General features: G+C 32.7%; 24 protein-coding genes. 19 read left to right on the forward strand and 5 right to left on the reverse strand.

The window, feature by feature from the left end; genetic code table 11:
• Positions 1–11: 11 nt before the first annotated feature.
• The 7 genes from V6251_RS05930 to dnaG all read left to right on the forward strand — a co-directional run bounded on the left by V6251_RS05930 (position 12) and on the right by dnaG (position 7815).
• Positions 12–1061: a hypothetical protein gene (locus V6251_RS05930; protein ID WP_341587411.1), complete on the forward strand. Its 1050-nt coding sequence runs from the start codon at positions 12–14 to the stop codon at positions 1059–1061.
• Between the two features lie 420 nt (positions 1062–1481).
• On the forward strand, positions 1482–2879 hold the full coding sequence (locus V6251_RS05935) for an arginine decarboxylase (RefSeq protein ID WP_292947118.1): 1398 nt from the start codon (positions 1482–1484) through the stop codon (positions 2877–2879).
• A complete protein-coding gene (speB, locus tag V6251_RS05940) occupies positions 2869–3807 on the forward strand; it encodes an agmatinase (RefSeq protein ID WP_028284351.1) in 939 nt (312 codons plus the stop codon). The genes V6251_RS05935 and speB overlap by 11 nt, the downstream gene beginning before the upstream one ends.
• Entirely contained in the window at positions 3797–4771 is a 975-nt protein-coding gene (locus tag V6251_RS05945; protein WP_099567961.1) for a deoxyhypusine synthase family protein, read from the forward strand. The genes speB and V6251_RS05945 overlap by 11 nt, the downstream gene beginning before the upstream one ends.
• Before the next feature lie 13 nt (positions 4772–4784).
• Complete coding sequence (locus V6251_RS05950; RefSeq protein ID WP_145006307.1) at positions 4785–5108, forward strand: hypothetical protein; 324 nt, start codon at positions 4785–4787, stop codon at positions 5106–5108.
• A 177-nt stretch (positions 5109–5285) separates the two neighbouring features.
• The gene (locus V6251_RS05955) at positions 5286–5621 is read left to right on the forward strand and encodes a hypothetical protein (RefSeq protein WP_145006310.1); all 336 of its coding nucleotides are present in this window, start codon (positions 5286–5288) and stop codon (positions 5619–5621) included.
• A gap of 238 nt (positions 5622–5859) precedes the next feature.
• The gene (gene dnaG / locus V6251_RS05960; protein ID WP_341587412.1) at positions 5860–7815 is read left to right on the forward strand and encodes a DNA primase; all 1956 of its coding nucleotides are present in this window, start codon (positions 5860–5862) and stop codon (positions 7813–7815) included.
• Here the strand turns inward: dnaG and V6251_RS05965 are convergent.
• Both V6251_RS05965 and nadE read right to left on the reverse strand, forming a co-directional pair.
• Positions 7810–8433, reverse strand: coding sequence for a response regulator transcription factor (locus V6251_RS05965; protein ID WP_341587413.1), 624 nt, complete (start codon positions 8431–8433; stop codon positions 7810–7812). The genes dnaG and V6251_RS05965 overlap by 6 nt on opposite strands.
• Positions 8434–8535: 102 nt before the next feature.
• Positions 8536–9324 carry an NAD(+) synthase gene (gene nadE / locus V6251_RS05970; RefSeq protein ID WP_341587414.1) on the reverse strand — a complete coding sequence of 263 codons (789 nt, stop codon included), beginning with the start codon at positions 9322–9324 and terminating at the stop codon, positions 8536–8538.
• Positions 9325–9415: 91 nt separating this feature from the next.
• On the opposite strand from nadE, the gene gldB reads away from it, so the two are divergent.
• Both gldB and gldC read left to right on the forward strand, forming a co-directional pair.
• Positions 9416–10378, forward strand: coding sequence for a gliding motility lipoprotein GldB (gene gldB, locus V6251_RS05975; protein WP_341587415.1), 963 nt, complete (start codon positions 9416–9418; stop codon positions 10376–10378).
• Positions 10378–10710: a gliding motility protein GldC gene (gldC, locus tag V6251_RS05980; RefSeq protein ID WP_090841916.1), complete on the forward strand. Its 333-nt coding sequence runs from the start codon at positions 10378–10380 to the stop codon at positions 10708–10710. The genes gldB and gldC overlap by 1 nt, the downstream gene beginning before the upstream one ends.
• A gap of 84 nt (positions 10711–10794) precedes the next feature.
• Here the strand turns inward: gldC and pruA are convergent, their stop codons facing one another.
• From pruA to V6251_RS05995, 3 genes are all read right to left on the reverse strand, one after another.
• Positions 10795–12423, reverse strand: coding sequence for an L-glutamate gamma-semialdehyde dehydrogenase (gene pruA, locus V6251_RS05985; protein WP_292947142.1), 1629 nt, complete (start codon positions 12421–12423; stop codon positions 10795–10797).
• 143 nt (positions 12424–12566) lie between these two features.
• The gene (gene apaG / locus V6251_RS05990; RefSeq protein ID WP_341587416.1) at positions 12567–12953 is read right to left on the reverse strand and encodes a Co2+/Mg2+ efflux protein ApaG; all 387 of its coding nucleotides are present in this window, start codon (positions 12951–12953) and stop codon (positions 12567–12569) included.
• Positions 12954–13041: 88 nt separating this feature from the next.
• Entirely contained in the window at positions 13042–14292 is a 1251-nt protein-coding gene (locus tag V6251_RS05995) for a type IX secretion system plug protein (RefSeq protein ID WP_341587417.1), read from the reverse strand.
• Between the two features lie 159 nt (positions 14293–14451).
• Between V6251_RS05995 and V6251_RS06000 the strand changes: the two genes are divergently transcribed.
• The 10 genes from V6251_RS06000 to V6251_RS06045 all read left to right on the forward strand — a co-directional run bounded on the left by V6251_RS06000 (position 14452) and on the right by V6251_RS06045 (position 25927).
• Positions 14452–15807 carry a Na(+)-translocating NADH-quinone reductase subunit A gene (locus tag V6251_RS06000; protein WP_341587418.1) on the forward strand — a complete coding sequence of 452 codons (1356 nt, stop codon included), beginning with the start codon at positions 14452–14454 and terminating at the stop codon, positions 15805–15807.
• Positions 15807–17021 carry an NADH:ubiquinone reductase (Na(+)-transporting) subunit B gene (locus V6251_RS06005; RefSeq protein ID WP_341587419.1) on the forward strand — a complete coding sequence of 405 codons (1215 nt, stop codon included), beginning with the start codon at positions 15807–15809 and terminating at the stop codon, positions 17019–17021. The genes V6251_RS06000 and V6251_RS06005 overlap by 1 nt, the downstream gene beginning before the upstream one ends.
• A 2-nt stretch (positions 17022–17023) precedes the next feature.
• A complete protein-coding gene (locus V6251_RS06010; RefSeq protein ID WP_145006340.1) occupies positions 17024–17818 on the forward strand; it encodes a Na(+)-translocating NADH-quinone reductase subunit C in 795 nt (264 codons plus the stop codon).
• Between the two features lie 2 nt (positions 17819–17820).
• Complete coding sequence (locus tag V6251_RS06015) at positions 17821–18465, forward strand: NADH:ubiquinone reductase (Na(+)-transporting) subunit D (protein WP_341587420.1); 645 nt, start codon at positions 17821–17823, stop codon at positions 18463–18465.
• A gap of 7 nt (positions 18466–18472) precedes the next feature.
• Positions 18473–19186 carry an NADH:ubiquinone reductase (Na(+)-transporting) subunit E gene (gene nqrE, locus V6251_RS06020; RefSeq protein ID WP_339809153.1) on the forward strand — a complete coding sequence of 238 codons (714 nt, stop codon included), beginning with the start codon at positions 18473–18475 and terminating at the stop codon, positions 19184–19186.
• Between the two features lies 1 nt (position 19187).
• Positions 19188–20501: an NADH:ubiquinone reductase (Na(+)-transporting) subunit F gene (nqrF, locus tag V6251_RS06025; RefSeq protein ID WP_341587421.1), complete on the forward strand. Its 1314-nt coding sequence runs from the start codon at positions 19188–19190 to the stop codon at positions 20499–20501.
• A gap of 158 nt (positions 20502–20659) precedes the next feature.
• Complete coding sequence (locus tag V6251_RS06030) at positions 20660–23530, forward strand: T9SS type A sorting domain-containing protein (protein WP_341587422.1); 2871 nt, start codon at positions 20660–20662, stop codon at positions 23528–23530.
• A 64-nt stretch (positions 23531–23594) separates the two neighbouring features.
• The gene (locus tag V6251_RS06035) at positions 23595–24467 is read left to right on the forward strand and encodes a DUF4846 domain-containing protein (protein ID WP_341587423.1); all 873 of its coding nucleotides are present in this window, start codon (positions 23595–23597) and stop codon (positions 24465–24467) included.
• Between the two features lie 53 nt (positions 24468–24520).
• On the forward strand, positions 24521–24895 hold the full coding sequence (locus V6251_RS06040) for a Na(+)-translocating NADH-quinone reductase subunit F (protein ID WP_341587424.1): 375 nt from the start codon (positions 24521–24523) through the stop codon (positions 24893–24895).
• 48 nt (positions 24896–24943) lie between these two features.
• Positions 24944–25927, forward strand: a complete 984-nt coding sequence (locus V6251_RS06045; protein ID WP_341587425.1) for an FAD:protein FMN transferase — start codon at positions 24944–24946, stop codon at positions 25925–25927.
• Positions 25928–26090: the final 163 nt, after the last annotated feature.

Raw genomic sequence — 26090 nt, forward strand, 5'->3', positions numbered from 1 at the left:
AACGAACAGTTATGCAAACCATTACAAAACACTTAGTTTATCTAATTATTTTATTTACTGTTAGCCAAATCAGCGCACAAGTAAAAGACACAATTCCTAAAATTGAAACTTTAAAACAAAACATTATTACACAAGAAAGAGATGCTTTAAAAGTTGAAATTGATGCTATTAATGACAGGTTAGAAGCGGATGAGATTACTTTTGATGAAGCAGAAAGCTTGAAAAAAGAAGTCGCAGAAAAAAGAGCTTTAAATATTGAAAACAGAGTAGCAATTGCAGTTAATAGATTAGAGTTTTTAAAACGAAACAAACAATTACAAGATGATGAAGATAATGTTAATGTCTTTTCAATTAAAATTGGAGCATCAGATAAAGAGCTAATCGGAGTTACAGCAAATCGTACGCCTCCAAAACAAGACATACGCACAGGTAATCAATTACTATTTGCAATGGGTTTTAATAACGCAATTATTGATGGTGTTAGCTTAAGTGACTCGCCATATAAATTGGGTGGTTCTGGTTTTGTAGAATTAGGATGGCTTTGGAATACGCGAGTCTTTAAAGAGTCTAACTTTTTAAGATTAAAATATGGGCTTTCAGTACAATGGAATAAACTAGATATAAAAAACGATATGTACTTTGTGCAAGAAGGTAATCAAACCACATTACAACGTTTTGATGGCGATTTAAAACGTGCTAAGTTTAGAACAACAAGTCTTGTTGTTCCTGTGCATTTTGAATTTGGACCTTGGGATAAAAAAGTGTACGAAGATGGTAGAGTCCGTTATAATAATTACAATAAATTTAAAATAGGTTTAGGTGGATACGTTGGTGTTAATGGAAAAGCAGTGCAAAAGCTAAATTACAAATCCGATGGAGAGCGTGTAGAAGAAACTATTAGAAGAGGCTATAATACTAATACATTTACATATGGTGTTAGTGCATATATAGGTTTTGGGGATTTAAGTTTGTATGCTAAATATGATTTGGCACCAATATTTAAAAACCAAATAGTGGATCAAAACAACTTATCTTTAGGTGTTAGACTAGATTTAGATTAAACAAAAAAGTATTTATTTTTAAAAGCGTCTTTTTTATTATTAAAAAAGACGCTTTTTAGCGTTAAAAGGGTTGTAAATACTGATGTTATCAAATCTTCAAAAAAATATTATTTTTTTCAAAAAAAAGTTTTTAATTAAAAAAAAAGTATTTCATTTGCATCATATTAGCTGAACACCTTGAACTCTGTTTCTATGTTCGGGCTTTTGGAAATTAGGAAGTCATATTCAAAAGCAGCTTACAGATTAAGTGACCGAATTTTAAAGCTAACTTCCGCTTTCACTACAATATTTGCTAGCCAGCATCAGTTTGGCTTCATACCTACTTGTGAGCTAAAAATTCAGATTTGATAGAATTATTTTGACATAACAGCATAATAAAAATATTATGTTTTATCTTTAAAGTAATTTCTAAACAAAATAATGAATACAAAATATATAGACTTAATAAGTCAAACCTTTGATTTTCCTCAACCAGAATTTAAACTAGAGGAAAAAACCCTACAATTTCACGACATCAACTTAATGGAGTTAGTAGAAGAGTATGGTGCACCATTAAAATTTACGTACCTACCACAAATCTCTAATAACATACAACGCGCTAAATCATGGTTTAGTGATGCTATTAAAAAGCATGATTATAAAGGGAATTATAACTATTGTTATTGTACAAAAAGCTCGCACTTTAAACATGTTTTAAATGAAGCTTTAAAAAACGATATACATATAGAGACCTCTTCGGCTTTTGATATTGACATTGTTGAAAATTTAAAAAAAGAAGGTAAAATAACAAATAAAACATTTGTAATAAGTAACGGTTTTAAACGTGACCAATACGTTACAAATATTGCTAGATTAATTAATGGTGGTCAGGAAAACTGTATTCCGATTATTGATAATTATGAAGAGATAGAATTGTTGTCAGAACAAATCGAAGGTAACTTTAAAGTTGGTATTAGAATAGCATCTGAAGAAGAACCTAAATTTGAGTTTTACACTTCTAGATTAGGTATTGGATATAAAAACATTGTACCTTTTTTCAAAAATCAAATAAAAGACAATCCTAAGATTGAGCTTAAAATGCTTCACTTTTTTATCAATACAGGGATTAGAGATAATGCCTATTATTGGAATGAATTATTAAAGTGTTTAAAAGTGTACACAAGCTTAAAAAAGATTTGTCCAAGTTTAGATAGTTTAAATATTGGAGGAGGTTTTCCAATTAAAAACTCGTTAGCGTTTGATTTTGATTACGAGTATATGATTGATGAAATTATTAATCAAATTCAGCAAACTTGTGAAGACGAAGAAGTAGACGTACCAAATATATTTACAGAGTTTGGAAGTTTTACAGTAGGAGAAAGTGGAGGCGCAATTTACGAGATATTATACCAAAAGCAACAAAACGATCGTGAAAAGTGGAACATGATAAACTCCTCTTTTATTACAACATTACCAGATACTTGGGCTATAAATAAACGTTTTATAATGTTAGCCATAAACCGCTGGAATGACTCTTATGAGCGTGTTTTGTTAGGTGGATTAACATGTGATAGTGATGATTATTACAATAGTGAGCAGCACATGAATGCCATCTATTTACCAAAATACAATAAAGACAAACCATTATATATAGGCTTTTTTAATACAGGAGCCTATCAAGAAACTATAGGTGGTTTTGGAGGACTACAACATTGTTTGATTCCGTCACCAAAACATATTTTAATAGACAAAGACGAAGATGGTAACATCACCAAAACATTATTTTCAGAACAACAAAAAAGTGAAGACTTACTTAAAATTTTAGGCTATGCAAAGTAAAACTTATGCTGGTATTCCAGAAGAATTAGCAAAATTAGAACAAGCAAAAATTGTCTTAATTCCAGTTCCTTATGATGGGACAAGTACATGGCAAAAAGGAGCAGATAAAGGCCCAGAAGCTTTTTTAAATGCTTCAGAGAATATGGAACTTTATGATATCGAAACCGATACAGAAGTTTATCAACAAGGTGTCTTTTTAGCAGATCCTGTTTCAGAAAATAGCTCGCCAGAAGCTATGGTTGAGGCAGTACATCAAGCAACAAAAAAGTATATTAAAAAAAATAAATTTGTAACCATTTTTGGAGGAGAACACTCAGTATCTATAGGTACTATTCGTGCCTTTAACGAGATGTTTCCTAGCTTAACTGTGTTACAATTAGATGCACATGCAGATTTACGTAAAGAGTATGAAGGCTCTAAATGTAATCACGCTTGTGCAGTTTATGAAGCTAGTCAAACCACTAATTTAATTCAAGTTGGAATTAGATCTATGGATGCTATTGAAAAAACAGTTATGGACGAAGAAAAAACATACTTCGCACACGAGATGGCTGTTGACGATACATGGATGGATAGTGCAATTGATCAAATGACGGACAATGTATTTATTACCATAGATTTAGACGCGTTTGACCCATCAATTATGCCAAGTACAGGTACACCAGAACCAGGTGGTTTATTATGGTATGAAACCTTAGAGTTTTTAAAACAAGTATTTGAAGAAAAAAATGTGGTAGGTTTTGATATAGTAGAGTTATGTCCAAACACAGTTGACAAATCATCAGACTTTTTAGCAGCAAAGTTATATTACAAAATGCTAAGCTATAAGTTTATGGATCAAGGTGTAGAGGACGAGTACGACAATACTTACGACAGTAACAAACAAAAAAATAATAGTTCAAAATTTAACGAAGACGATGAGTACTAAAGGACCAATATCACAATTTATTCAACACCATTATTTACACTTTAACGCAGCAGCTTTAGTCGATGCAGCAAAAGGGTATGAAACGCAATTGGATAATGGAGCTAAAATGTTAGTGTCATTAGCAGGAGCTATGAGTACTGCTGAGCTTGGAAAAAGTTTTGCAGAAATGATTAGACAAGATAAAGTGCATATTATTTCTTGTACAGGAGCAAATCTTGAAGAAGATATAATGAATTTAGTTGCACATTCACATTACAAGCGTGTACCTAATTATCGTGATTTAACACCTCAAGAAGAATGGGACTTGTTAGAAAAAGGACTTAATCGTGTAACAGATACTTGTATTCCAGAACACGAAGCATTTAGACGTTTACAACACCATATAGAAAAAATATGGAAAGATGCAGAAGCAAAAGGCGAGCGTTATTTACCGCATGAATACATGTATAAAATGTTATTATCTGGTGTTCTAGAGGAATATTATGAGATTGACTTAAAAGACTCTTGGATGTATGCTGCAGCAGAAAAAAACTTACCAATAGTATGTCCAGGTTGGGAAGACAGTACAATGGGTAATATTTTTGCTAGTTATGTATTAAAAGGAGAACTTAAAGCAAGCACAATGAAATCTGGTATTGAGTACATGACCTTTCTTGCAGACTGGTACACAGACAACTCTCAAAAAGGAATCGGATTTTTCCAAATAGGTGGAGGTATTGCAGGGGATTTTCCAATATGCGTGGTACCAATGTTATACCAAGATATGGAGCGTACAGAGACACCTTTTTGGAGTTATTTTTGTCAAATTAGCGACTCAACTACAAGCTATGGATCGTATTCTGGAGCAGTTCCAAACGAGAAAATTACTTGGGGTAAATTAGATATTGATACACCAAAATTTATTGTTGAAAGTGACGCAACAATTGTTGCACCACTTATCTTTGCATATATATTAGGATTATAATTGCTATATAAAAATGAAAAAGCCAGACAATTTAAAACGCGTCATTGTTGATTTTAAAAAGCTAACACCAGAAATTTTAAAGCTGTTAGTGGATAAATATCCAGAAGGATACGATGAAGATCATATTATCGAATTTAGAAACGCTAAAAACGAATTAATTGAAGCTGTAGAAGTAACTACAGAAGACACTAAATATCTAGTTAAGGTTAGTACTAAATTAGTAAAAACAATGGAAAACTATGATGAGGATGACTATGAGGATTTTGAAGATGATGATCCAGAAGCAGTACAAGACCCTCAATTAGAAGAAAGTGAAGAGCAAGATCACGATTTTTAATATAAAATTTAAACTAAAAAAATAGTTTCATAATCTAAACAGATACTACTAAACGTATTTAAAGTAAAACCACGTGTTATTGTTTTTAAGGAAAACAATACTAAAAGCAGATTCGGACTTGAGGTGGCTAAAATCCGAACCCTATTAACACAATATCAACTTTAATATAGTATTAAAATGAAAACAAAAATTTTAGTTTTAACAATTGCTTTTTTAAGCCTAACTTTAAGTTCTTTTACAATTTCAAAAAATCAAGTAGTATCTGGAGTTTATGATGGTGTAGAAGATACTAATTACGTATTTACAATCACTAAAGGTGATAAGACAGAAAAAATGGAATTTAACTATCTTTCAGAAGATGTTTTTGAAAATTTTGATCTTGATTCTGATGAGTTAATCGGAACAAGCTTTACTATCACTTACGAGAAAGAAAAAGAAATGATTGTAAATGATGAAGGTGATGACGAAGAAGTAGAGTATTTAACTATAACTAAGTTAAGCGTTAATGACTAGAAATAGTTGTTTTACTTAAATAAAATGAAAAACCGGAATATATTCCGGTTTTTTTTGCCTTAAAACTAATTATATGTTTCCCAATGCTATTTATATTTAAAGGTTTAAAAAATTAGTATTATTAACGCAGTTTCAATCTTATTTAATTCTAAAAACGTCAAAACTTAAAAGTTTCTGAATTGAAAACCGTCTTATTTTGTATTACTTTTACATTCTAAAAATTCAATAAAATTTAATCTTGATTACAAAATCTACCATAGACCAAGTATATGAAACAGCCAGACTGGAAGAGGTTATTGGTGATTTTGTTCAGCTAAAAAAAGCCGGAAGCAATTTTAAAGGATTAAGTCCTTTTTCAGAAGAGCGTTCTCCAAGTTTTGTGGTGTCACCAGTTAAGCAAATCTGGAAAGATTTTTCAAGTGGAAAAGGAGGAAACGTCGTTGCTTTTTTAATGGAGCATGAACATTTTACCTATCCAGAAGCTATTAAATATTTAGCTAAAAAGTATAATATTGAAATAGAAGAAACAGAGCAGTCTAACGAGCAAAAACAAGCGCAAGATAAGCGTGAAAGCTTATATTTAGTTAGTGAGTTTGCTAGCACTTATTTTCAAAATACACTACATAATACAGATCAAGGTAAAGCAATAGGATTAAGTTATTTTAAGGAGCGAGGCTTTACAACAGAAACTATCAAAAAGTTTGAACTTGGTTACAGTTTAGATCAATGGAGTGCCTTTACAGATGCAGCCTTAAAAAAAGGATATAATTTAGAGTTTTTAGAGGCTACAGGACTAACTATAGTCAAGGAGACTAAGCAGTTTGACCGTTTTAAAGGACGTGTTTTGTTTCCTATACAAAGTATGAGTGGTCGTGTTTTAGGATTTGGTGGTCGTATTTTAACTAATGATAAAAAAGCTGCTAAATATTTAAACAGTCCAGAAAGCGACTTGTATCATAAAAGTAAAGTTTTATATGGTATTTATCATGCTAAACAATCCATTGCAAAGGAGGATAATTGTTATTTAGTAGAAGGTTATACAGATGTAATCCAATTTCATCAAACAGGAATTAAAAATGTAGTTTCTAGTTCTGGTACAGCCTTAACTAGTGACCAAATCAGATTAATTAACCGTTTAACAAAAAACATTACTGTTTTATTTGATGGTGATGCTGCAGGTATGAGAGCCTCTTTAAGAGGTATAGATTTAATCCTAGAGCAAGGTATGAATGTTAAGGTTTGTACGTTTCCAGAAGGAGAGGATCCAGATAGCTTTGCAAAATCAAATACATTAGAGGAGCTAACAGCCTATTTAGATCAAAATGCTAAGGATTTTATTCAGTTTAAAGCTTCCGTTTTATATGAAAGTGCTAAAAACGATCCAATTAAAAAGGCCGAAACCATTAGAGATATTGTAAATAGTATTGCTAAAATTCCGGATAGAATTAAAACAGAAATTTACATCCAAGAGTGCGCAAGGATAATGGATATAAGTGAAGAGGTTTTGTTTTCTACTCTAGCTCAAATGACTAATAAAGAACAAAATGAGGCAGCAAAACAACCTCAAAACCCGCAAGCTTTTGAAGTTATTAAAAGTCAACCAGCAGTTAAAAAGGTTGATGTGCAATATACCTTAGAGCGAAAAATTATTGAGATACTACTACTTTACGGAAACAGAAAAGAAGATTTTGAAGACTTAGTTTTAAAAGAAGCAGACAATGGTCAGTTAGAGTTAGAACCAGTTGTTCAAGAAGCTAAAGTGTTTGAAAAAATATACTTAGACTTACAAGAAGACGAAATGGAATTTTTAAATCCACAGTTTAAAGATATTTATTTTGCAATAATTGAAGCTTTAAATCAAAATCCAGAATTTAAAATAGAAAGCATTATTAACACAATAGATCCTGTTTTAGCCTCAGAAATCACATCTATTTTAATGGAGGATGAGCGTTATGCGTTATCCGATTGGCATCGTAATAATATTTTTCCAAAAACAAAAATAGACTCTGTTGCGCAATTAGTTAGCGAGACTATTTTGACTTTACGTTGCTTTTTAATTGATCAAAAAGTATTACAGTTTCAAAAAGAAACATTAGAAGATAAAAACACTATAAACCGAGAAATCCTTGAAGAAGTCAAGGATTACTCAGGTTTAAAAATGTTGTTGTCAAGAAAGCTAAATAGAGCTTTATAGATCTAAACTTTTTGCTTGGTTTACTAAATCAATTAAGTTAGTTACATTAAGCTTTTTCATTAGCCTTGCACGATAGGTACTAACCGTTTTCTCATTAATCTGTAATTCCTCAGCAATTTCTTTGTTACGTCTACCGTTAGATAAAAGCTTTAAAACTTCAACCTCTCTTGTAGATAGTTTTTTGTAGTAATTACTTTTTCCACTGTTTTTATCCAATGCAATTTTTCTAGATAAATTTGGGCTTATGTAAAGTCCGCCCAAATACACTTTCATTATAGCATCTTTTAAAGTTAGTAAGTCAGTGGATTTGTTAACATAGCCATCTGCTCCAGCTTTAATAGCACTTACAGCATAAACTTCTTCTTGCTGTGCGCTGTAAATAATAACTTTTACTTCTGGGTTTTCTTTTTTAATGCGACGTAATACACTTATACCATTAAGTTTAGGTAAGTCAATTTCGCAAAGTAAGATGTCTGTTGTGTACTGTTTTAGTGCGTCAAAAATAGCTTCGCCATCTGCAACCGATGCGACAAATTTTATGTCTCTAGAGTTAGCAAACACCAATTCTAATCCTTTAGTTACTATAGGATGATTATCCGCAACCATTAGTTTAACCATGGTCAATTAGTTTTTTAGGGCCTTTTTAATTAAAAAAAGACTTGAGTTATAGAAATAATAATAGCGTCGTAAAGGTATATAAAATTATAGGATTACGGACTATTAGATTAAATCTTTAGGGATATTACAGACAGGAATTGCAACCATTTTGTGTAAGTTATTGGTATTGTATCGTTTAAATATTTTAAAGACTTCTAATTCTCTTCCTTCAAAGTCAGATATAGTTTTCCCTTCATCTTTCATTTTCATAGCCCATTCTAATTCTGGGTAAGATGCACCAATTTGGTCTTCGTCACTTCGTGCATCTCCAAACAAACCATCACTAGGTGCAGCTTTAATTATGGATTCTGGAACATTTAAAAATTCACCTAACTTATACACTTCACTTTTCATTAAATCTGCAATAGGACTTAAATCTACTCCACCATCACCATACTTTGTGTAAAACCCAACACCAAAATCTTCTACTTTATTCCCAGTACCTGCAACTAATAAACCTAGTAAACCAGCATGATAATATAACGTCGTCATACGTAATCTAGCACGTGTATTGGCAAGAGCCATATCCACCACTTCTTTTTTACCTTCTAGGGACACTTCAGTTTTAAACTCTTCAAAAACAGGTGTTAGGTCAGATATAATCCCTTCCACATTGGGATAGCGTTTTTTTAATTGCTCAATATGTTCTTGACCTCTAGAGACGTGACTAGCAGCCTGATGTATAGGCATTTCTACACAAAGTACCTTTAACCCAGTTTGCGCGCAAAGGGTAGAGGTTACAGCACTGTCAATTCCGCCAGAAATACCTACAACAAAACCATTTACTTTTGCGTTATTAGCATATGTTTTTAACCAATCTACAATATGTTTTACAACTTTTTCTGTTTGCATAATCAAAGAATTTAAAGCAAAGTATAGTACCTTTGCCTAACAAAAATAAAGTAATCCCTTTAGTAATAAAAATTAAGAGACCTTAAGTTTTATGAGAGTATTCATTTTAATAATATCATTGTTTTTTACATTGTTTTCTTGTCAAGATGATAATAAAGAAGCAGCCAAAATAGCTAAGATTGAGATAAATCTTGCTGTAGAGCGTTTTGATATCGCTTTCGCGGAAGCTAAGCCAGAAGATTTACCGCAATTAAAAATGGCTTATCCATTCATGTTTCCTAAACAGTTTGACGACCAATTTTGGATACAAAAATTGAATGATACTTTGCAAAATCAATTAAGCGAAGAGACCATTAAAATATTTCCAGACTTAAAAACAGTAACGCAGGAAATTAAGCAATTGTTTATGCACTTAAAGTATTACTTTCCAAATTTTAAGACGCCTAGAGTTATCACATCGACCTCTGATGTTGATTACCGCAACAAGGTAATTGTAACAGATACTATTGCTATTTTAGAGTTAGATACCTTTTTAGGATCAGATCATTTTTTTTATCAAGGCTTACAAACTTATATTTCTGCTAACATGACTGAGGATCAGATAGTCGTAGACTTGGCAAATGCTTATGCAGAGAAGATGGTGCTAAACACTAAACGTACAAACCTGTTAGAAGAGATGATCTATTCAGGGAAGCTTTTGTATATAAAAGATAAGATTATACCATTTAAAACCGACGCTCAAAAAATAGGTTACACACAATTGCAGTTAGATTGGGTATATGCCAATCAAGAGCAAATTTGGCAATACTTTATTGACAAAGAGTTATTGTACAGCACAGACTCTAAATTACCTAATCGTTTTATTAATCCAGCACCTTTCTCAAAATTTTATTTAGCAGAAATAGATAATGAGTCACCAGGTAAAGTAGGACAATTTGTTGGCTGGCAAATTGTTAAAGCCTACATGGATAATAACTCTGTTACATTAACAGAGTTGCTTAATACTCCAGCACAAATCGTATTTAATAAATCTAAATATAAACCAAGACAGTAATGGCTAAAATAACATCAGAAATAACTTTAAAAGTTGAGTTAGACGAAAACAGAGTGCCTGAAAAATTAAATTGGACAGCACAAGATGGAGGTATTAAAAATGCTGAAGCTAAAGCAATGATGCTATCCGTTTGGGATAATGTAGCGCAGGAATCTTTAAGAATTGATTTATGGACTAAGGATATGCCAGTGGATGAAATGAAAGTGTTTTTTCATCAAACATTAGTAGCTATGAGTGATACTTTTAATAGAGCAACTCAGGACGAAAAAATGACTGCTACAATGAAGGATTTTTGCGATTACTTTGCAGAAAAATTAGAGCTTAAAAAGTAAATTTAGTTTTACTAAAGTGAATAAAACAAAAAACGCGAACCATTTGGTTCGCGTTTTTTTATGTGTGATAGTATAGTTAAAGTACTATTCTCCTAAAAAAGGATATCTGTAATCAACAGGAGTTACAAAAGTCTCTTTAATCATTCTTGGAGATACCCAACGTAATAAGTTTAATGCGCTACCAGCTTTATCATTTGTTCCAGATGCTCTTGCACCTCCAAATGGTTGTTGTCCAACGACAGCACCTGTTGGTTTGTCATTAATATAGAAGTTTCCAGCACAGTTTTGTAACGCTTTAGTTGCTTGTACAACTGCGTATCTATCTTGTGCTAAAATTGCTCCAGTTAAAGCATACTCGCTTGTTTGATCAACTAATGTTAATGTTTCAGTAAATTTATCATCATCATAGACATAAATTGTCATTACTGGACCAAATAACTCTTCACGCATTGTAGTATAGTTAGGGTCTTCAGTAACAATAACTGTAGGCTCGATAAAGTAACCTTTAGTTTTGTCGTGGTTTCCTCCAACAATAATTTCTACATTACTATCTGCTTTAGCTTGATCTATATATTTAGCTAACTTATCAAAAGATCCTTCATGGATTACAGCAGTAACAAAGTTGCTTAAATCTTCTGGAGATCCCATTTTAAATGAGTTAACATCTTCAATTACATAACCTTTAACCTCGTTCCAAATACTTTTCGAAACATAAGCTCTAGAGGCTGCACTACATTTTTGTCCTTGAAACTCAAAAGCACCTCTTACAATTGCAGTAGCTACTTGTTTTGGATGTGCAGTTTTGTGTGCAACTATAAAATCTTTCCCTCCTGTTTCTCCAACAATTTTAGGGTACGTTTTATAGTTGTGTATGTTATTACCTATTTGCTTCCATAACTCTTTAAATACATAAGTAGAACCTGTAAAGTGTAAACCAGAGAAATCTGGACTAGCTAAAACGGTATCTGTAATCATGACTGGGTCACCAAATACAACGTTAATTACACCTGCAGGTACACCTGCTTCTTTAAATACATCCATGATTACTTTAGCAGAATATATTTGAGAATCACTTGGCTTCCATACGACAACGTTACCCATTAATGCCATACAAGCAGGTAAGTTTCCAGCAATTGCAGTAAAGTTAAAAGGTGTTACAGCATATACAAAGCCTTCAAGAGGTCTGTATTCTAGACGGTTCCAGGCATCACTTGTGCTTTCTGGTTGGTCATGATAAATCTCTGTCATGTACTGTACGTTAAAACGTAAAAAGTCAATTAGCTCACAAGCAGCATCGATTTCTGCTTGGTGTACAGTTTTTGATTGTGCTATCATTGTAGCAGCATTAATCTTAGCTCTGTAAGGACCTGCGATTAATTCGGCTGCTTTTAAAAAGATACCAGCTCTATGTTCCCAAGGTGTATCTGCCCAAGCTGTTCTAGCTTCTAAAGCAGTTGATATTGCTTGGTCAATATGTTTTTTTTCCGCAATAGCGTGTGTTCCAACAACATGTTTGTGGTCATGTGGAGGAGACATTGTATGTGTTTTTTCTGTTGTAACATCTTGTCCATTAATGTACATAGGCACATCAATTTTGCTGTTAAACATTGTTTTATAAGCGTCTAAAACTGCTGCTCTTTCTGGAGAGCCAGGAGCGTAACTTTTTACAGGTTCATTCACCGCAATTGGTACATTGAAAAATCCTTTTCCCATGATAAGTGTTGTGTTTTTAGTTTAAAAATAATACTACAAAGTTACAATTTTTTGTTGGGTTATTATGGTTAGTAAAACCGTAAAATATTTGTAGTTAAAGGTAGAATGGTTCTTTTATATAGAAAGAATCAGAGTATGTGGTTTTAGTTAAGTGCAAATGGAGCACTTAATTTAAAAGTAGGAATGATAACTTCAAAGTTTTTAGCAGTTGTGTAATTTATCATACTATAAAAACCTTTCATGGCTCCAAATGGAGAGGTAAGTAAACAGCCAGAAGTATAGGTGTGACTCTCACCAGGTTGTAATACTGGTTTTTGTCCAATTACGCCTTCTCCTGCTACAATCTCAATATTATTTAGGGCATCCAAAATAGTCCAATGTCTAGCATTAAGCTGGACAACATCCTTACTTTGGTTTTCAATGGTTACGTCATATCCAAAAGCAAAGTTAATTTTATAGTTTTTATAAAACGTGCCTTCAAATTTAGTGTCTACGGATATTTTTATCCCTTTTGTAACTTGTTGTACCATGTCAGTATGTAGTTGCTTATTGTAAAAATAAGAAAATTATATATTTATTTGGTCGATATAATGGGATAAAACTTACTTTTAATGAGTGTTAATTGGTAATCCCAACCGAATTAGCTTCGCCTAAACCAATAATTTTGTCATATCTAGCTCCTAATTCTTTGTAATACACTAAAACTTTATAGTTGTTCTCTGTTTGCCAAAAGCTGCCTCCAATAGTATGTTCGTCTATGTTGCCACTTTTGTCGACAATTGCATATTTATAATTATAAAAACCTTGCTTTAATTTTATAGCAATACTGTAAACACCTTCTTCTTCAAAATGTTCAAGTTTAGTTTGTGGTTCAATATCATAATTATTAAAATTTCCATAAACATGAATGGATTGACCTTCTTCAATAGTTGGGTATTGTAAAGAAAAATGTACCCAAGCATAATCTGCTTCGGTTTCTGGTTTGTCCGAGTTTAAAGCTGTTATAAAAAAGTTTCCGTTTATATCTGGATTGTAGGTGTATTCTAGGTCAGCGCGAGAGGTGTTGGTATATAAATAGGTTTGATATAGATCTTCTAAACTAATATATTGTACACCATTATTTGCTGCTCGTATTTCTTTGTTTTCAAAACTCAAAAACTCATTACCTCCAAAAAAGCTAGAGGCTTCATTGTATCTGTAGCTTAACTCGTTACCTAAGATGTATTGAGGTTTTAATTCCGTAATAGCTGTTTTTAAATTATTATTTTGAATTATTAATGTTTTTACAGTCTCGGTAGGATTTACAAATTGTAATTGACCCGAACTTATTGTGATGTCTACAGATTGTTTTTGTTCGATTGTTGAAACGTCGCGAGAGCGTCTAATTTGTAGGCCAACATTAGCTTGTTGATGGTATACCATAAATTTTCTGCTAAAAATAATATCATCATAATCATCATAAATAGTGATAATATAGTTTCCGGTAAGTTTAATGCTTTTAGTAAATTGGTTTGGAATGCTAACTTTATAATGAGAAAAAGTTTGTAAAGTGTTAAACGAGTTTTCGTATTCTCTAATACGCTGTTCATCAAAACCATCTAAATATTCTGACTCAACTAATATGGAAGGTGTCCAATCAAAATTATAGTGCTTAATCTCGTAATAATAATCGTCTTCATTACCATTTAAAACGTCAAATTCTAAAAGTAAAGGTTGACCAAGTGGAATGATTGGTAATTGACTTTCTGATGTTCCTCCATTAAAATAGATTGACTTTACATAATCAGGCGGTATTATTTCTTTAACTTGAGCAAAGCTAATAGTAGTGATTAAAAAAGTAAAAAAAATATGTTTAATGTTGTTAAGCATTTGTAAGCAGTTTTATATAACAAAGATAAACAAAATCTATGCCTAAAAGTTTTTCTTTATAAATAGTCAATTAATTATCTATTTATTATTAAATTTGCACCGATTTTTAAGCCTATTAAAATCACAATCAGTATAACTATTAACCAATAGATTTATAATATGTCAAACGACATTAAGATTAAAAAAGGTCTGGATATTAAATTAGTCGGAGCAGCCGAAAAGGTTACCGAAAACGCTATTGTTAGCAATTATTATTCAATTAGACCTGAAGATTTTCATCAAGTTACACCAAAATTAATTGCTAAAGAAGGCGATAAAGTAAAGGCAGGACAGCCTGTTTTTTACGATAAGTCTAATGAAGCTGTAAAATTTGTATCTCCTGTTTCAGGACAGATTATAGAGGTAGCTCGTGGTGAAAAAAGAAAAATACTTTCAGTAAAAATTCAAGCAGACAAGGAACAAGCGTTTCAAGATTATGGTAAGCTAGATTTAAATTCAGCTAATGCTGAAGCTATTAAATCACGTTTATTAGAGTCAGGATGTTGGGCTTTTGTAAAACAACGTCCATATGATGTTATTGCAAATCCTGCAAACATGCCTAAAGCTATATTTATATCAGCTTACGCAAGTGCACCTTTAGTCGCAGATTTAGATTACGTCCTACAAGGGAAGGAGGCTGAGCTGCAAGCTGCTGTTACTGCTTTAAGTAAATTAACTAATGGTAAAGTACATGTAAGTGTTGCAAAAAATGGTAATTCGCCATTAGCAGGACTTTCAGATATAACTTTGCACAAGGTGTCTGGTCCGCATCCATCAGGAAATGTTGGAACCCAGATTAACAAAATAGATCCAGTTAATAAAGGTGAGGTTGTTTGGACAGTTAATGCTCAGGACCTTGTTATAATTGGTGAATTATTGTTAACAGGACGCTTTAATGCAGAGCGTATTGTTGCTTTAGTAGGTTCTTCAGTTAAAAAACCACGTTATTTCAAAACTAAATTAGGAAGCGAAATAGCAACTATGGTTTATGATAATGGTGTGGATAAAAACGGTAACGATCGTATCATTTCTGGAAATGTATTAACCGGAAAACAAGTTAGACCAGATGGGAATTTAGATTATTATAGTAATACAATTTCTGTAATCCCTGAAGGTGATGATTATGAGTTTTTTGGATGGAACAAACCAGTTTTTAATAAAGTTTCTACTTCTAGAGCTTTAACTTTTTCATGGTTAACACCAAATAAAAAGTTTGACTTAAATACTAATACTAACGGAGAGCATAGAGCTTTTGTTATTACAGGTAGTTATGAAGAAGTATTTCCTTTAGACATCTTTCCAATGCAAATTTTAAAAGCTTGTATGTACAAAGATCTAGACGAAATGGAAGCTTTAGGTATGTATGAAGTAGCACCAGAAGATTTTGCTTTAACAGAATTTGTATGTGTGTCAAAACAACCACACCAAAAGATAATTAGAGAAGGTTTAGACTTAATGCTTAAAGAAATAGGATAATGGGCTTAAAAAGTAATTTACATAATTTAAAAGAAAAGTATAAAGGGACCAAGATGGCTCCTGCGTTTAACGCAATTCATACTTTTTTATACTTGCCAAATGAAACCACTCATGGTGGAACGCACATTAAGGCAGCAGATGATTTAAAACGTACAATGAATATTGTAATCATGGCATTAATACCATGTTTAATATTTGGTATTTTTAATGCAGGTTACCAATATTATGCAGCTATTGATGCAGCAGCAGGTATAACTAGAGAAGCATCATTATTTGCAAACTTTATCACTTGGGATAACTTTGTAGTTGGTGCTTGGACAGTATTACCATTGGTAATTGTATCTTATGGAGTAGGTCTTATTGTCGAATTTATTTTTGCAGTAATTAAAGGTCACGAAGTGGAAGAAGGTTACTTAGTAACAGGTATGTTAGTGCCATTAATAGTTCCAGTTGATATTCCATTATGGATGTTATCTGTAGCAGTAATTTTTGGTGTAGTCATAGGTAAAGAAGTTTTTGGGGGAACAGGAATGAATATCCTAAACCCAGCATTAACCATTCGTGCTTTCTTGTTTTTTGCATATCCAACATGGATGTCAGGAGATAAAGTTTGGGTACATGAAGCGGTTGAGCGTGCAGGAACTGCAGATGCAATATCAGGAGAAACATTACTTGGTGCTTATGCGCAAAATAGTAGTCTTGCAGGTATTGATTATATGGATATGTTTTTTGGATTTATTCCAGGATCAGTTGGAGAAACCTCTAAGTTATTAATCATCATTGGAGCTCTATTTTTAATCTTTACTAAGGTTGGAAGTTGGAGAATTATTGTCTCTACTTTAATAGGAGCTTTAACAATGGGATTGATATTTAACGGAGTTGTTTCTGCTGAGTGGATTGGAGAATCTAGCAAATTTTACGGATTAATGAATGTACCGTTCTGGCAACATTTAATTATTGGTAGTATTTTATTTGGTGCTGTTTACATGGCAACGGATCCAGTAACTGCATCTCAAACAAATAAAGGTAAATGGATTTATGGATTTTTAATTGGTTTCATTTCAATAATGATCCGTGTATTTAATCCAGCGTATCCAGAAGGTGTTTTCTTAGCTATTCTATTAATGAATGTCTTTGCACCAACTATTGACCATTACGTAATACAAGGAAACGTAAAACGCAGAAAGAAACGTTTAAAAGTTAAAACAGCATAATCATGGCAATGAACACAGATAAAAATTCATACACCTTAATATTTGCAATTGTAATGGTACTAGTTGTAGGATCATTATTAGCGTTTACAGCATCTACTTTAAAACCAACAATTGTAGAGCAAGAACGTATGGAAAAGCAACAGAATATTCTGTATGCAATGGGTGTAAATGGTAATGAAGGGACAGGAGATATAACTTTTGTTTCAAAAGAATTAGTAGACAATGGTTCTGGTAAAAAATCACCAAAAGTATCAGTAGAATTCGCAAAATATATCACAAAGCAACTAGTTATAGAAAACGGAGTTGCTAAAGAAGATAAACAAGCCTATTTAATTGATGTTAAAAAGGAACAAGCTAAAGCTAAAAACGGAGGAACAAGACGTTTACCTTTATTTATAGGGGAAAAAGATGGTAAAACATTTTACATCGCACCAATAAGAGGTAAAGGACTTTGGGATGCTATTTGGGGTTATGTTGCTTTAGATGAAAACATGGTTGTTCAAGGTACATTTTTTGATCACAAAGGAGAAACACCAGGTTTAGGAGCTAATATTAAGCAACGTTACTTTATGGATGATTTTTATGGCGAAAAATTACTAACTGACGCAGGTGTCTTTAAAGGTATTACGGTTGCAAAAGGTAATAATGATCCTAAAAATGAAATTAAAGACGATTACGAAGTTGATGCATTAGCAGGAGCAACTATCACAGGAGATGGAGTAACAGCAATGATTAAAAAAGATTTAAAGTTATACCAACCGTATTTCGAGAACTTAAAAAAACTAGCTAGCAATTAATTATGGGACTACTTTCAAAAAAAGACGCAAAGTTAATAACAGATCCTTTAGCGGATAATAACCCTATTACTATCCAAGTATTAGGTATTTGTTCTGCTTTAGCTATTACCGCAGAGTTAAAAGCGTCGTTGGTAATGGGTATTGCTGTAATGTTTGTATTAGGAATAGGTAACGTGGTAATATCATTAATGCGTAACATAATTCCTTCTAAAATCAGAATTATTGTACAACTTATTGTAGTTGCTTCATTAGTAATTATTGTAGATCAAGTGTTAAAAGCGTTTGCTTACGAGCTAAGTAAAACACTTTCAGTATTTATTGGATTAATTATTACTAACTGTATTATTATGGGACGTTTTGAAGCTTTTGCTTTAGCTAACAAACCTTGGAGGTCTTTCCTTGACGGAATTGGAAACTCTTTAGGTTATGCAGTCATCTTAATAATTGTTGGTTTTTTTAGAGAACTTTTAGGGTCTGGTACACTTTTCGGAATACCAGTATTAGGAGATCCAATCGAAAAAACAGGAGTCTATTCTATAGGATACGAAAACAACGGATTTATGTTAATGCCTCCTATGGCATTAATAATTGTTGGACTTATCATTTGGGTACAACGTAGTAGAAATAAAGCATTAATCGAAGACTAAAAATATTATGGAACATTTAGAATTATTTTTCAAGTCGATTTTTATAGACAACATGGTATTTGCAGTATTCTTAGGAATGTGCTCTTACCTAGCAGTATCTAAAAAAGTAGCAACAGCTGTAGGTTTAGGTGCAGCAGTAATATTTGTATTAGCTATTACAGTACCATTAAACTGGTTACTGGATCAATATATTTTGCAACCAGGAGCATTATCGTGGTTAGGATCAGAATATGCTGATTATGATTTAAGTTTCTTATCATTTATTATGTTTATCGCTACCATTGCAACAATGGTACAATTAGTAGAGATAGTGGTAGAAAAGTTTTCGCCATCATTATATAACTCTTTAGGTATTTTCTTACCACTTATCGCAGTAAACTGTGCGATATTAGGAGGATCATTATTTATGCAGTCAAGAGAAATCGAAACTTTAGGTTTAGCATTTAATTATGGTATATCTTCAGGTATTGGATGGTTTTTAGCTATTCTTGCAATTGCAGCAATTAGAGAAAAGATTAGATACAGTAATGTACCTGCTCCATTAAGAGGATTGGGAATCACATTTATCATTACAGGATTAATGGGAATTGGTTTCTTGAGTTTTGGAGGTATGTTAACTGGAGGAGATGAAGAAGCACCTAAAAAAGAAAAGACAGTTAAAGTAGATACTAAAACTGTTGAGTCAAAAGAATTAGCTAACAATACTAAAATAGTAGAGTAACATGATTTTAGCAGCAGGAACATTAGGGACAGTATTAGCAACCGTAGCAGCATTTTTACTAATTACATTAGTATTAGTAAGTTTACTGTTGTTTGTTAAACAAAAATTATCGCCATCTGGTCCAGTAAAGATTTTAATAAATGGCGAACGCGAAATAGAAGTGTCTTCAGGAGGTACTTTACTATCAACATTAGGAAACAATAAAATTTTCTTACCATCAGCTTGTGGTGGTGGTGGAACTTGTATCCAATGTGAATGTCACGTATTATCTGGTGGAGGTGAAGCTTTGCCTACAGAAACACCTCACTTCTCAAGAAAAGAACTAGCACATGGTGCACGTTTATCTTGTCAAGTAAAGGTTAAACAAGACATGGAAATTACCATTCCCGAAGAAGTATTCGGGATTAAAAAATGGGAAGCAACTGTTGTATCTAACTACAACGTAGCGACTTTTATTAAAGAGTTTGTAGTGGAGATCCCTGAGGATATGAACTACAAAGCAGGTGGTTATATTCAAATTGAAATTCCAAATTGTACAGTTAATTATTCAGACATGGATATCACTGCACATCCAGAAGATCACCCAGGAGAGCCAGATAAGTTTGAAGCAGATTGGGATAAATTTGGTTTAAGACCATTAGTGATGAAAAATGACGAGTTAGTTGAAAGAGCTTACTCTATGGCTTCTTACCCTGCCGAAGGAAGAAAAATTATGCTTAACGTACGTGTTGCAACACCTCCTTTTGATCGTGCTAAAGGTGGCTGGATGGATGTAAATCCAGGAGTAGCATCGTCTTATATCTTTAACCAAAAAGTTGGAGATAAAGTAACAATTTCTGGACCTTACGGTGAATTCTTTATCAACGAGTCTGAAGCAGAAATGCTTTACGTAGGTGGTGGAGCTGGTATGGCACCAATGCGTTCTCATTTATATGAATTATTTAGAACTATCAAAACTGGTCGTAAAGTAACGTATTGGTATGGTGGACGTTCTAAAGCAGAATTATTCTACATTCACTATTTTAGAGCTTTAGAAAAAGATTTCCCGAACTTCAAGTTCTTTATTGCATTATCAGACCCAACGGAAGCTGATAATTGGAAATTAAAATCAGATATTAATGATGAGTCAGGTGATGGGTTTGTTGGATTTATTCACCAAGTAGTAATAGACCAATATTTATCTAAGCATGATGCTCCGGAAGATATAGAGTTATATTTCTGTGGACCACCATTAATGAATCAAGCAGTACAAAAAATGGGAGAAGATTTTGGTATCGATGATGAAAACATCAGATTTGATGATTTTGGAGGCTAAAATGCTCAACTTCTAATTATTATATTTTAAAGCCAGAACTTAACAGTTCTGGCTTTTTTTTGGTATACCAAAATAGTGTGTTAAAGTTTTGTCTTTTTTTTATTATGTTCCGTAAATTCGGCAAAAAGTAACATTTTAACGTTTATTAAAACATCAATATGAACAAAATTACACTTAAAGGTTTATTTTCCTTTTTATTTTTGAGTGCTAGTGTTTCCGCAGTAGCGCAAATTCAAAGTAGTAATTCTAGTTTAAATTCAAACCTTCAAATTAATGGAGGTCCTTTTGAATTAACAGAAGCTACTAAACAGTCTATCGAAGTCACTGGTTATGCTAAATGTTTAACTGATGAAAACGAACTTTTACTTCAACAAAAATATCCAAATAGAGCAAATGATGCTCAATTTGAAGAATGGTTAGCGCCAAAGTTGTCTCAAATTCAAGCAGACAGAGCAAGTGGTAGAAGCCAGCAAGTAGTATATAATATACCTGTAATCATCCACGTTGTTCACGATGGTGATGCTTTGGGTACAGGAGAAAATATTACAGATGCACAAGCGTTATCTCAAATTCAGGTAATGAATGAGGATTATAGAAGATTAGCAGGTACACCAGGAGGTGTAAATAGTACTGGAGCAGCTGTTGATGTTGAGATAAATTTTTGTATTGCGCAACAAGATGAAAGTGGTAATCCAACAACAGGAGTAGTTAGACACGTAATAACACCATACAGTAATAACCAGACGCCATCTAATACTGGAGATTGGGAAATTAGATCTGATGTGGAAACTATGAAAACAAATACGCAGTGGGATCCAACAATGTATTTAAATATGTGGACTATACGTCCAGGTGGAAATGCTTTGGATGATAATGTTAATCCAGGTTTAGGAGGTTTGTTAGGATACGCACAGTTTCCTAGTAATTCGGGTTTAATCGGATTGAGTACAAGTGGAGGAGCGGCTAACACAGATGGTGTAGTTGCAGCTTTTGACTCAATGGGTACATTAGCTGAAGATGATGGTACATTTATGCTTAACCCAACGTATAATTTAGGTAGAACAATGACGCATGAAGTTGGACACTGGTTAGGTTTACGTCATATTTGGGGAGATAATTCTAACTGTGTTGGAGGTAGTTCAGCAGGAGATTTTTGTGCAGATACACCAGATTCTAATCAACCAAATTACTCTTGCGTAACAGTGGATAATTGTGTTAGTGATGGTTTAGGAAATGACCAAGTACAAAACTATATGGATTATACACCAGATGCGTGTATGGATACTTTTACACAAAATCAAAAAGATAGAATTGTTGCTGTTATGCAGTCTAGTCCTAGACGTATGGAGTTAAATGCATCTAACGTATGTAATCCTTCTCAACCAACTATTAGTTTTACTACAACAGCACCAACGTCAGCATTAGAAGGTAGCGATTGTGATTTTGTAGATTATAATTTTGATTTAAATATATCTGAAGGTGGTGATGCTACAGCTACAGCTACATTGGTTGCTACAGGTACAGCAGTTGAAGGAGAAGATTTTGAATTATTAAATAATTCGGTTGTATTTGCAACAGGAGCAACTACTGCTACAGGAAGTAATGTAGTAACTTTAAGAGTTTATAATGATAGTTTTGTAGAAGCTGATGAAACAGTTATACTAAATGTAAATGTTACTACAACAGGTAGCACATTGGCTTCGGCAGCGACTCATCAATTAACAATATTAAATGATGATGCAGCAGCAGCATTAACAACTACTGTTAATGTTTATAGTAATAATTTTGATGATGGTACAGGTTTATTTGTATATGATAGAGATGGAGATGGTAACGCATGGTATGCAGGTGTTGGTGGCTTAGATGGTTTTGGAGATATTGTAGGTGATACAGCTCTTTCTGAGTCTAATGGTACACTTTTAGGTACAGGAACAGGTGGATATACACCAGACCAATATTTAGTATCTGAAACATTTACTATTCCAGCTAGTGCAACCAATATTGCGGTATCTTATGTAGTTGGATCTTATAATACGAGTGGTGGTTATCAGGAACACTACTCTGTATATTATACCACTGTTAGTGCTCCAACAGCGTATACAGATTTAGAAGAGTTTGTATTAGAAAACGATAGAATAGTACCTGCTACAGGAACAGAGATTAGAACACACGATTTAACGCCTTATGCAGGTACAACAGGTCAAATTGTAATCAGACACCATAATACACCTGGTGATGGGTTATTACTTTTTGATACATTAAGTGTAGATGCTACCACAGGGACTTCTATTCAAACAGTAGAGAATTCTGCAACTTTAGATCAGTTAAGCTTATCAACTTCAGGAACAGTAACGTCTAGTGATGATGTGAGTTCTGATTTAATGTTAGATATTACTAATAATGGAATTGAAGACTTTGGTTGTTTAGATGTATTTGTATCTAGAGCAGGAACTAGTGCACAAAGTTATAATGGTAATACTACACCAAACTTTTTTGCAGATAAAACGTTTACTATTACACCAACAAATGCTTTAACAAGTACTGATGCTGTAATCGAGTTTTACTTTACTAGTGCAGAATTAGCAGGTTGGGAAGCTGTAACAGGACAAACAACAGCATCTTTAAGTATTATTAGAGAGCATGGGACAGAAGTAGAAGTTGTGCCAGCAGCAGTAACTGCTTTTGGATCAGAGTTTGTGGTATCTGGAACATTTACGACTGGAATTGACGGAACATTCTACTTTGGTGTACCGCAAGAAAATTTATCTACTGCAGAGTTTGCTTTTGATCAATTTAGCGTATATCCAAACCCAACTTCTGGATCGATTACTTTATCAATAAGTACTGGTGAGGATGTAACACTTACAGTATATGACATTAGAGGACGTCAAATATTAAACGACAAGTATACTAACACAGGATCTTTATTTAATAAGACAGTAAATTTAAATGCTAAATCAACAGGAATTTATATTCTTAAAGTTGAAGCAGGTAATAAATCTGTATTTAAAAAGATTATTGTAAAGTAATTTTAAGATAATTTTAGATATAAGCCCAATACGAAAGTATTGGGCTTTTTCGTTTTAAAGCTCTATGAGAAAAATAATCCTTATTATTTTAATATTTATAACCTTGTTACTTTTAGTCTACAAGCTTAATCCAAAACCTGTTAAGCAGTTTGTAAATAAGCTATCTAAAAGTGTTACATCAACAAATATTAATAAGGATAGTTCAACTATTGCATCTAGGGTAAATCCTCCAAAAGGATATAAAAGAGTTGATTATCCGATTGGAAGCTTTCAGGATTATCTCAGGAATTATTCTTTAAAACCTTATGACAGTAAGATTATTAATTATGATAATTCTTTATACTATTGGCAAAAAGGACATGAAGGTATATTAGATATTAGCGTACCTAAAAATGGATTACAACAATGCGCAGATGCACTAATTAGAATAAGAAGTGAATACCTTTGGGAAACCAATAAAAAAGACCAAATAGGGTTTAATTTCACCTCAGGTCATTACTGCTCATGGTCTGATTATGCTAAAGGATATAGACCTAAAATAAATGGTAATAAAGTCACTTTTAGTAAGACAGCAACAGCAAATAATAGCAAGGCTAATTTTTATAACTATTTAAATTTAATATATATGTACTCTGGCACCTTATCACTTTTTAACGAGTTAGAGTCAGTAACCAAAGTAGACGATTTAAAAATAGGCGACATGCTTATTTTAGGTGGTAGTCCAGGTCATATTGTAATGTTAGCAGATCAAGTTGTTAACGATAAAGGTGAAAGCTTGTTTTTATTATTTCAAGGTAATACGCCTGCACAAAGTGTTCATTTAGTAAAAAACCTTGATGATGCTTCAATGTCTCCTTGGTATAACTTAAAAATGGATACTGTAATTCCAGTTTCAAATTTTACATTCTACAGCTCTAAATTTGCAAGATTTAAGTAATTTGTTAGTCGGCTTTTTTTCCGCGAAAGCGAAATAAACTTTATTTTTGTAATATGAAAGCACTATCAAAACAAGAGTTACATAATCTAGCCATGAATCATGTAGGTAAAGACCTAGAGAAACGTGGTTTTGAGTTTATAGCAATTAATAGTCAACTTAAAAGTAATCCGCAATTTGTAGTTATGGATAAAAATAAACAATACTTTTTTGTGGTTGTTCGCGCTGTGCTGTTACCTGATAATGCTAATAATTACGACGTTATTTGGATGGAGTCATTTAAAAAGCACGCCACAGATAATAATTCTAAAATATTATATGCTGGCGTTGGATTGGGTAACCCAAAAGGAGAAGACTTGCCTATTTATCTTAATCAAGAATATTTAATCGAATATAATGGGATTCAATTAATTGAAACCAACTTAAACTAAGACTAAGACCTAAAATTAGTAGTCTTTTAAACTTACAGCATAGCCTATATGAAAAAATACACGCTTTTATTTTCTGTCTTATTTATTGTTTTCTCTTGTAAAAAAGAACCACAATTACTTAAAGTATCAGGTCCTGTTTTCGGGACAAGTTATAGTATACAGTATTTTGATTTGGATGGCACAAGTTATAACAAACAATTTGATAGTCTGTTTGCAATTATCAATAAATCCATGTCTAATTATCAAGATAACTCTGATATTTCACGGTTAAACCGAAATGAAGAAGTTGAAGTAGATAATCATTTTACAACCGTTTTTAAAGCATCAAAGCAAATTTATCGCGAAACCGAAGGTGTTTTAGATCCAACTATTGGAAGGATTGTTAATGCTTGGAATTTTGGTTCAGAAAAAAATACAATGACTTTGGATAGTGTTAAAATTGATAGTTTAATGCGCTTTGTTGGCTTAAACAGAGTTGGATTAGTTGATCGTAAAATAAAAAAACCAGAAGCCTCTTTTATAGATTTTAACGCGATAGCTAAAGGGTATGGAGTAGATGTAATTGCAGATTTTTTAGAATCTAAAAATATTAAAAATTATATCGTGGATATTGGTGGAGAGTTAAGAGCAAAAGGTATTAATATTAGCAAAGCTAAAGGTTGGACTGTTGGTATTGAAAATCCAAATTATGATGGCTCTCAAAGCTACAACAAGACGTTAGTTTTAAAAGACCAAGCTATGGCAACTTCTGGGACATACCGTAAATTTAAAATTGACGAAAACGGAAACAAATACGCACACATTATTAATACTAAAACAGGTTATCCATCTAAAACCAATGTTTTAAGTGTCTCTGTTATAGCTCAAACCTGTATGATGGCAGATGGTTATGCTACTGCTTTTCAGGCAATGGGAATAGAAAAAGTAGATTACTTTATGGCAAAACATCCTGAGTTAAAAGCGTTCTTGATTTTTGAAAACGATAAAGGAGAATTGGAGTCTAAAGCATTTAATAATTTTCCAGTTAATTAATCTTATTACCATTTAAATAGGTTTTTATACCGTTCGCTAATAATTTGTAATTTAATAGCAGTCAATTTTGTAGCTTTGAGAAAAGCATAACTAATTGATCCATCGCTATTTTATATTATTTTTAATCTTACTCGCTAATCAAATAAGTTTAGCACAACAACCT

Source organism: Olleya sp. Ti.3.14 (assembly GCF_038154885.1).
GTDB lineage: Bacteria > Bacteroidota > Bacteroidia > Flavobacteriales > Flavobacteriaceae > Olleya.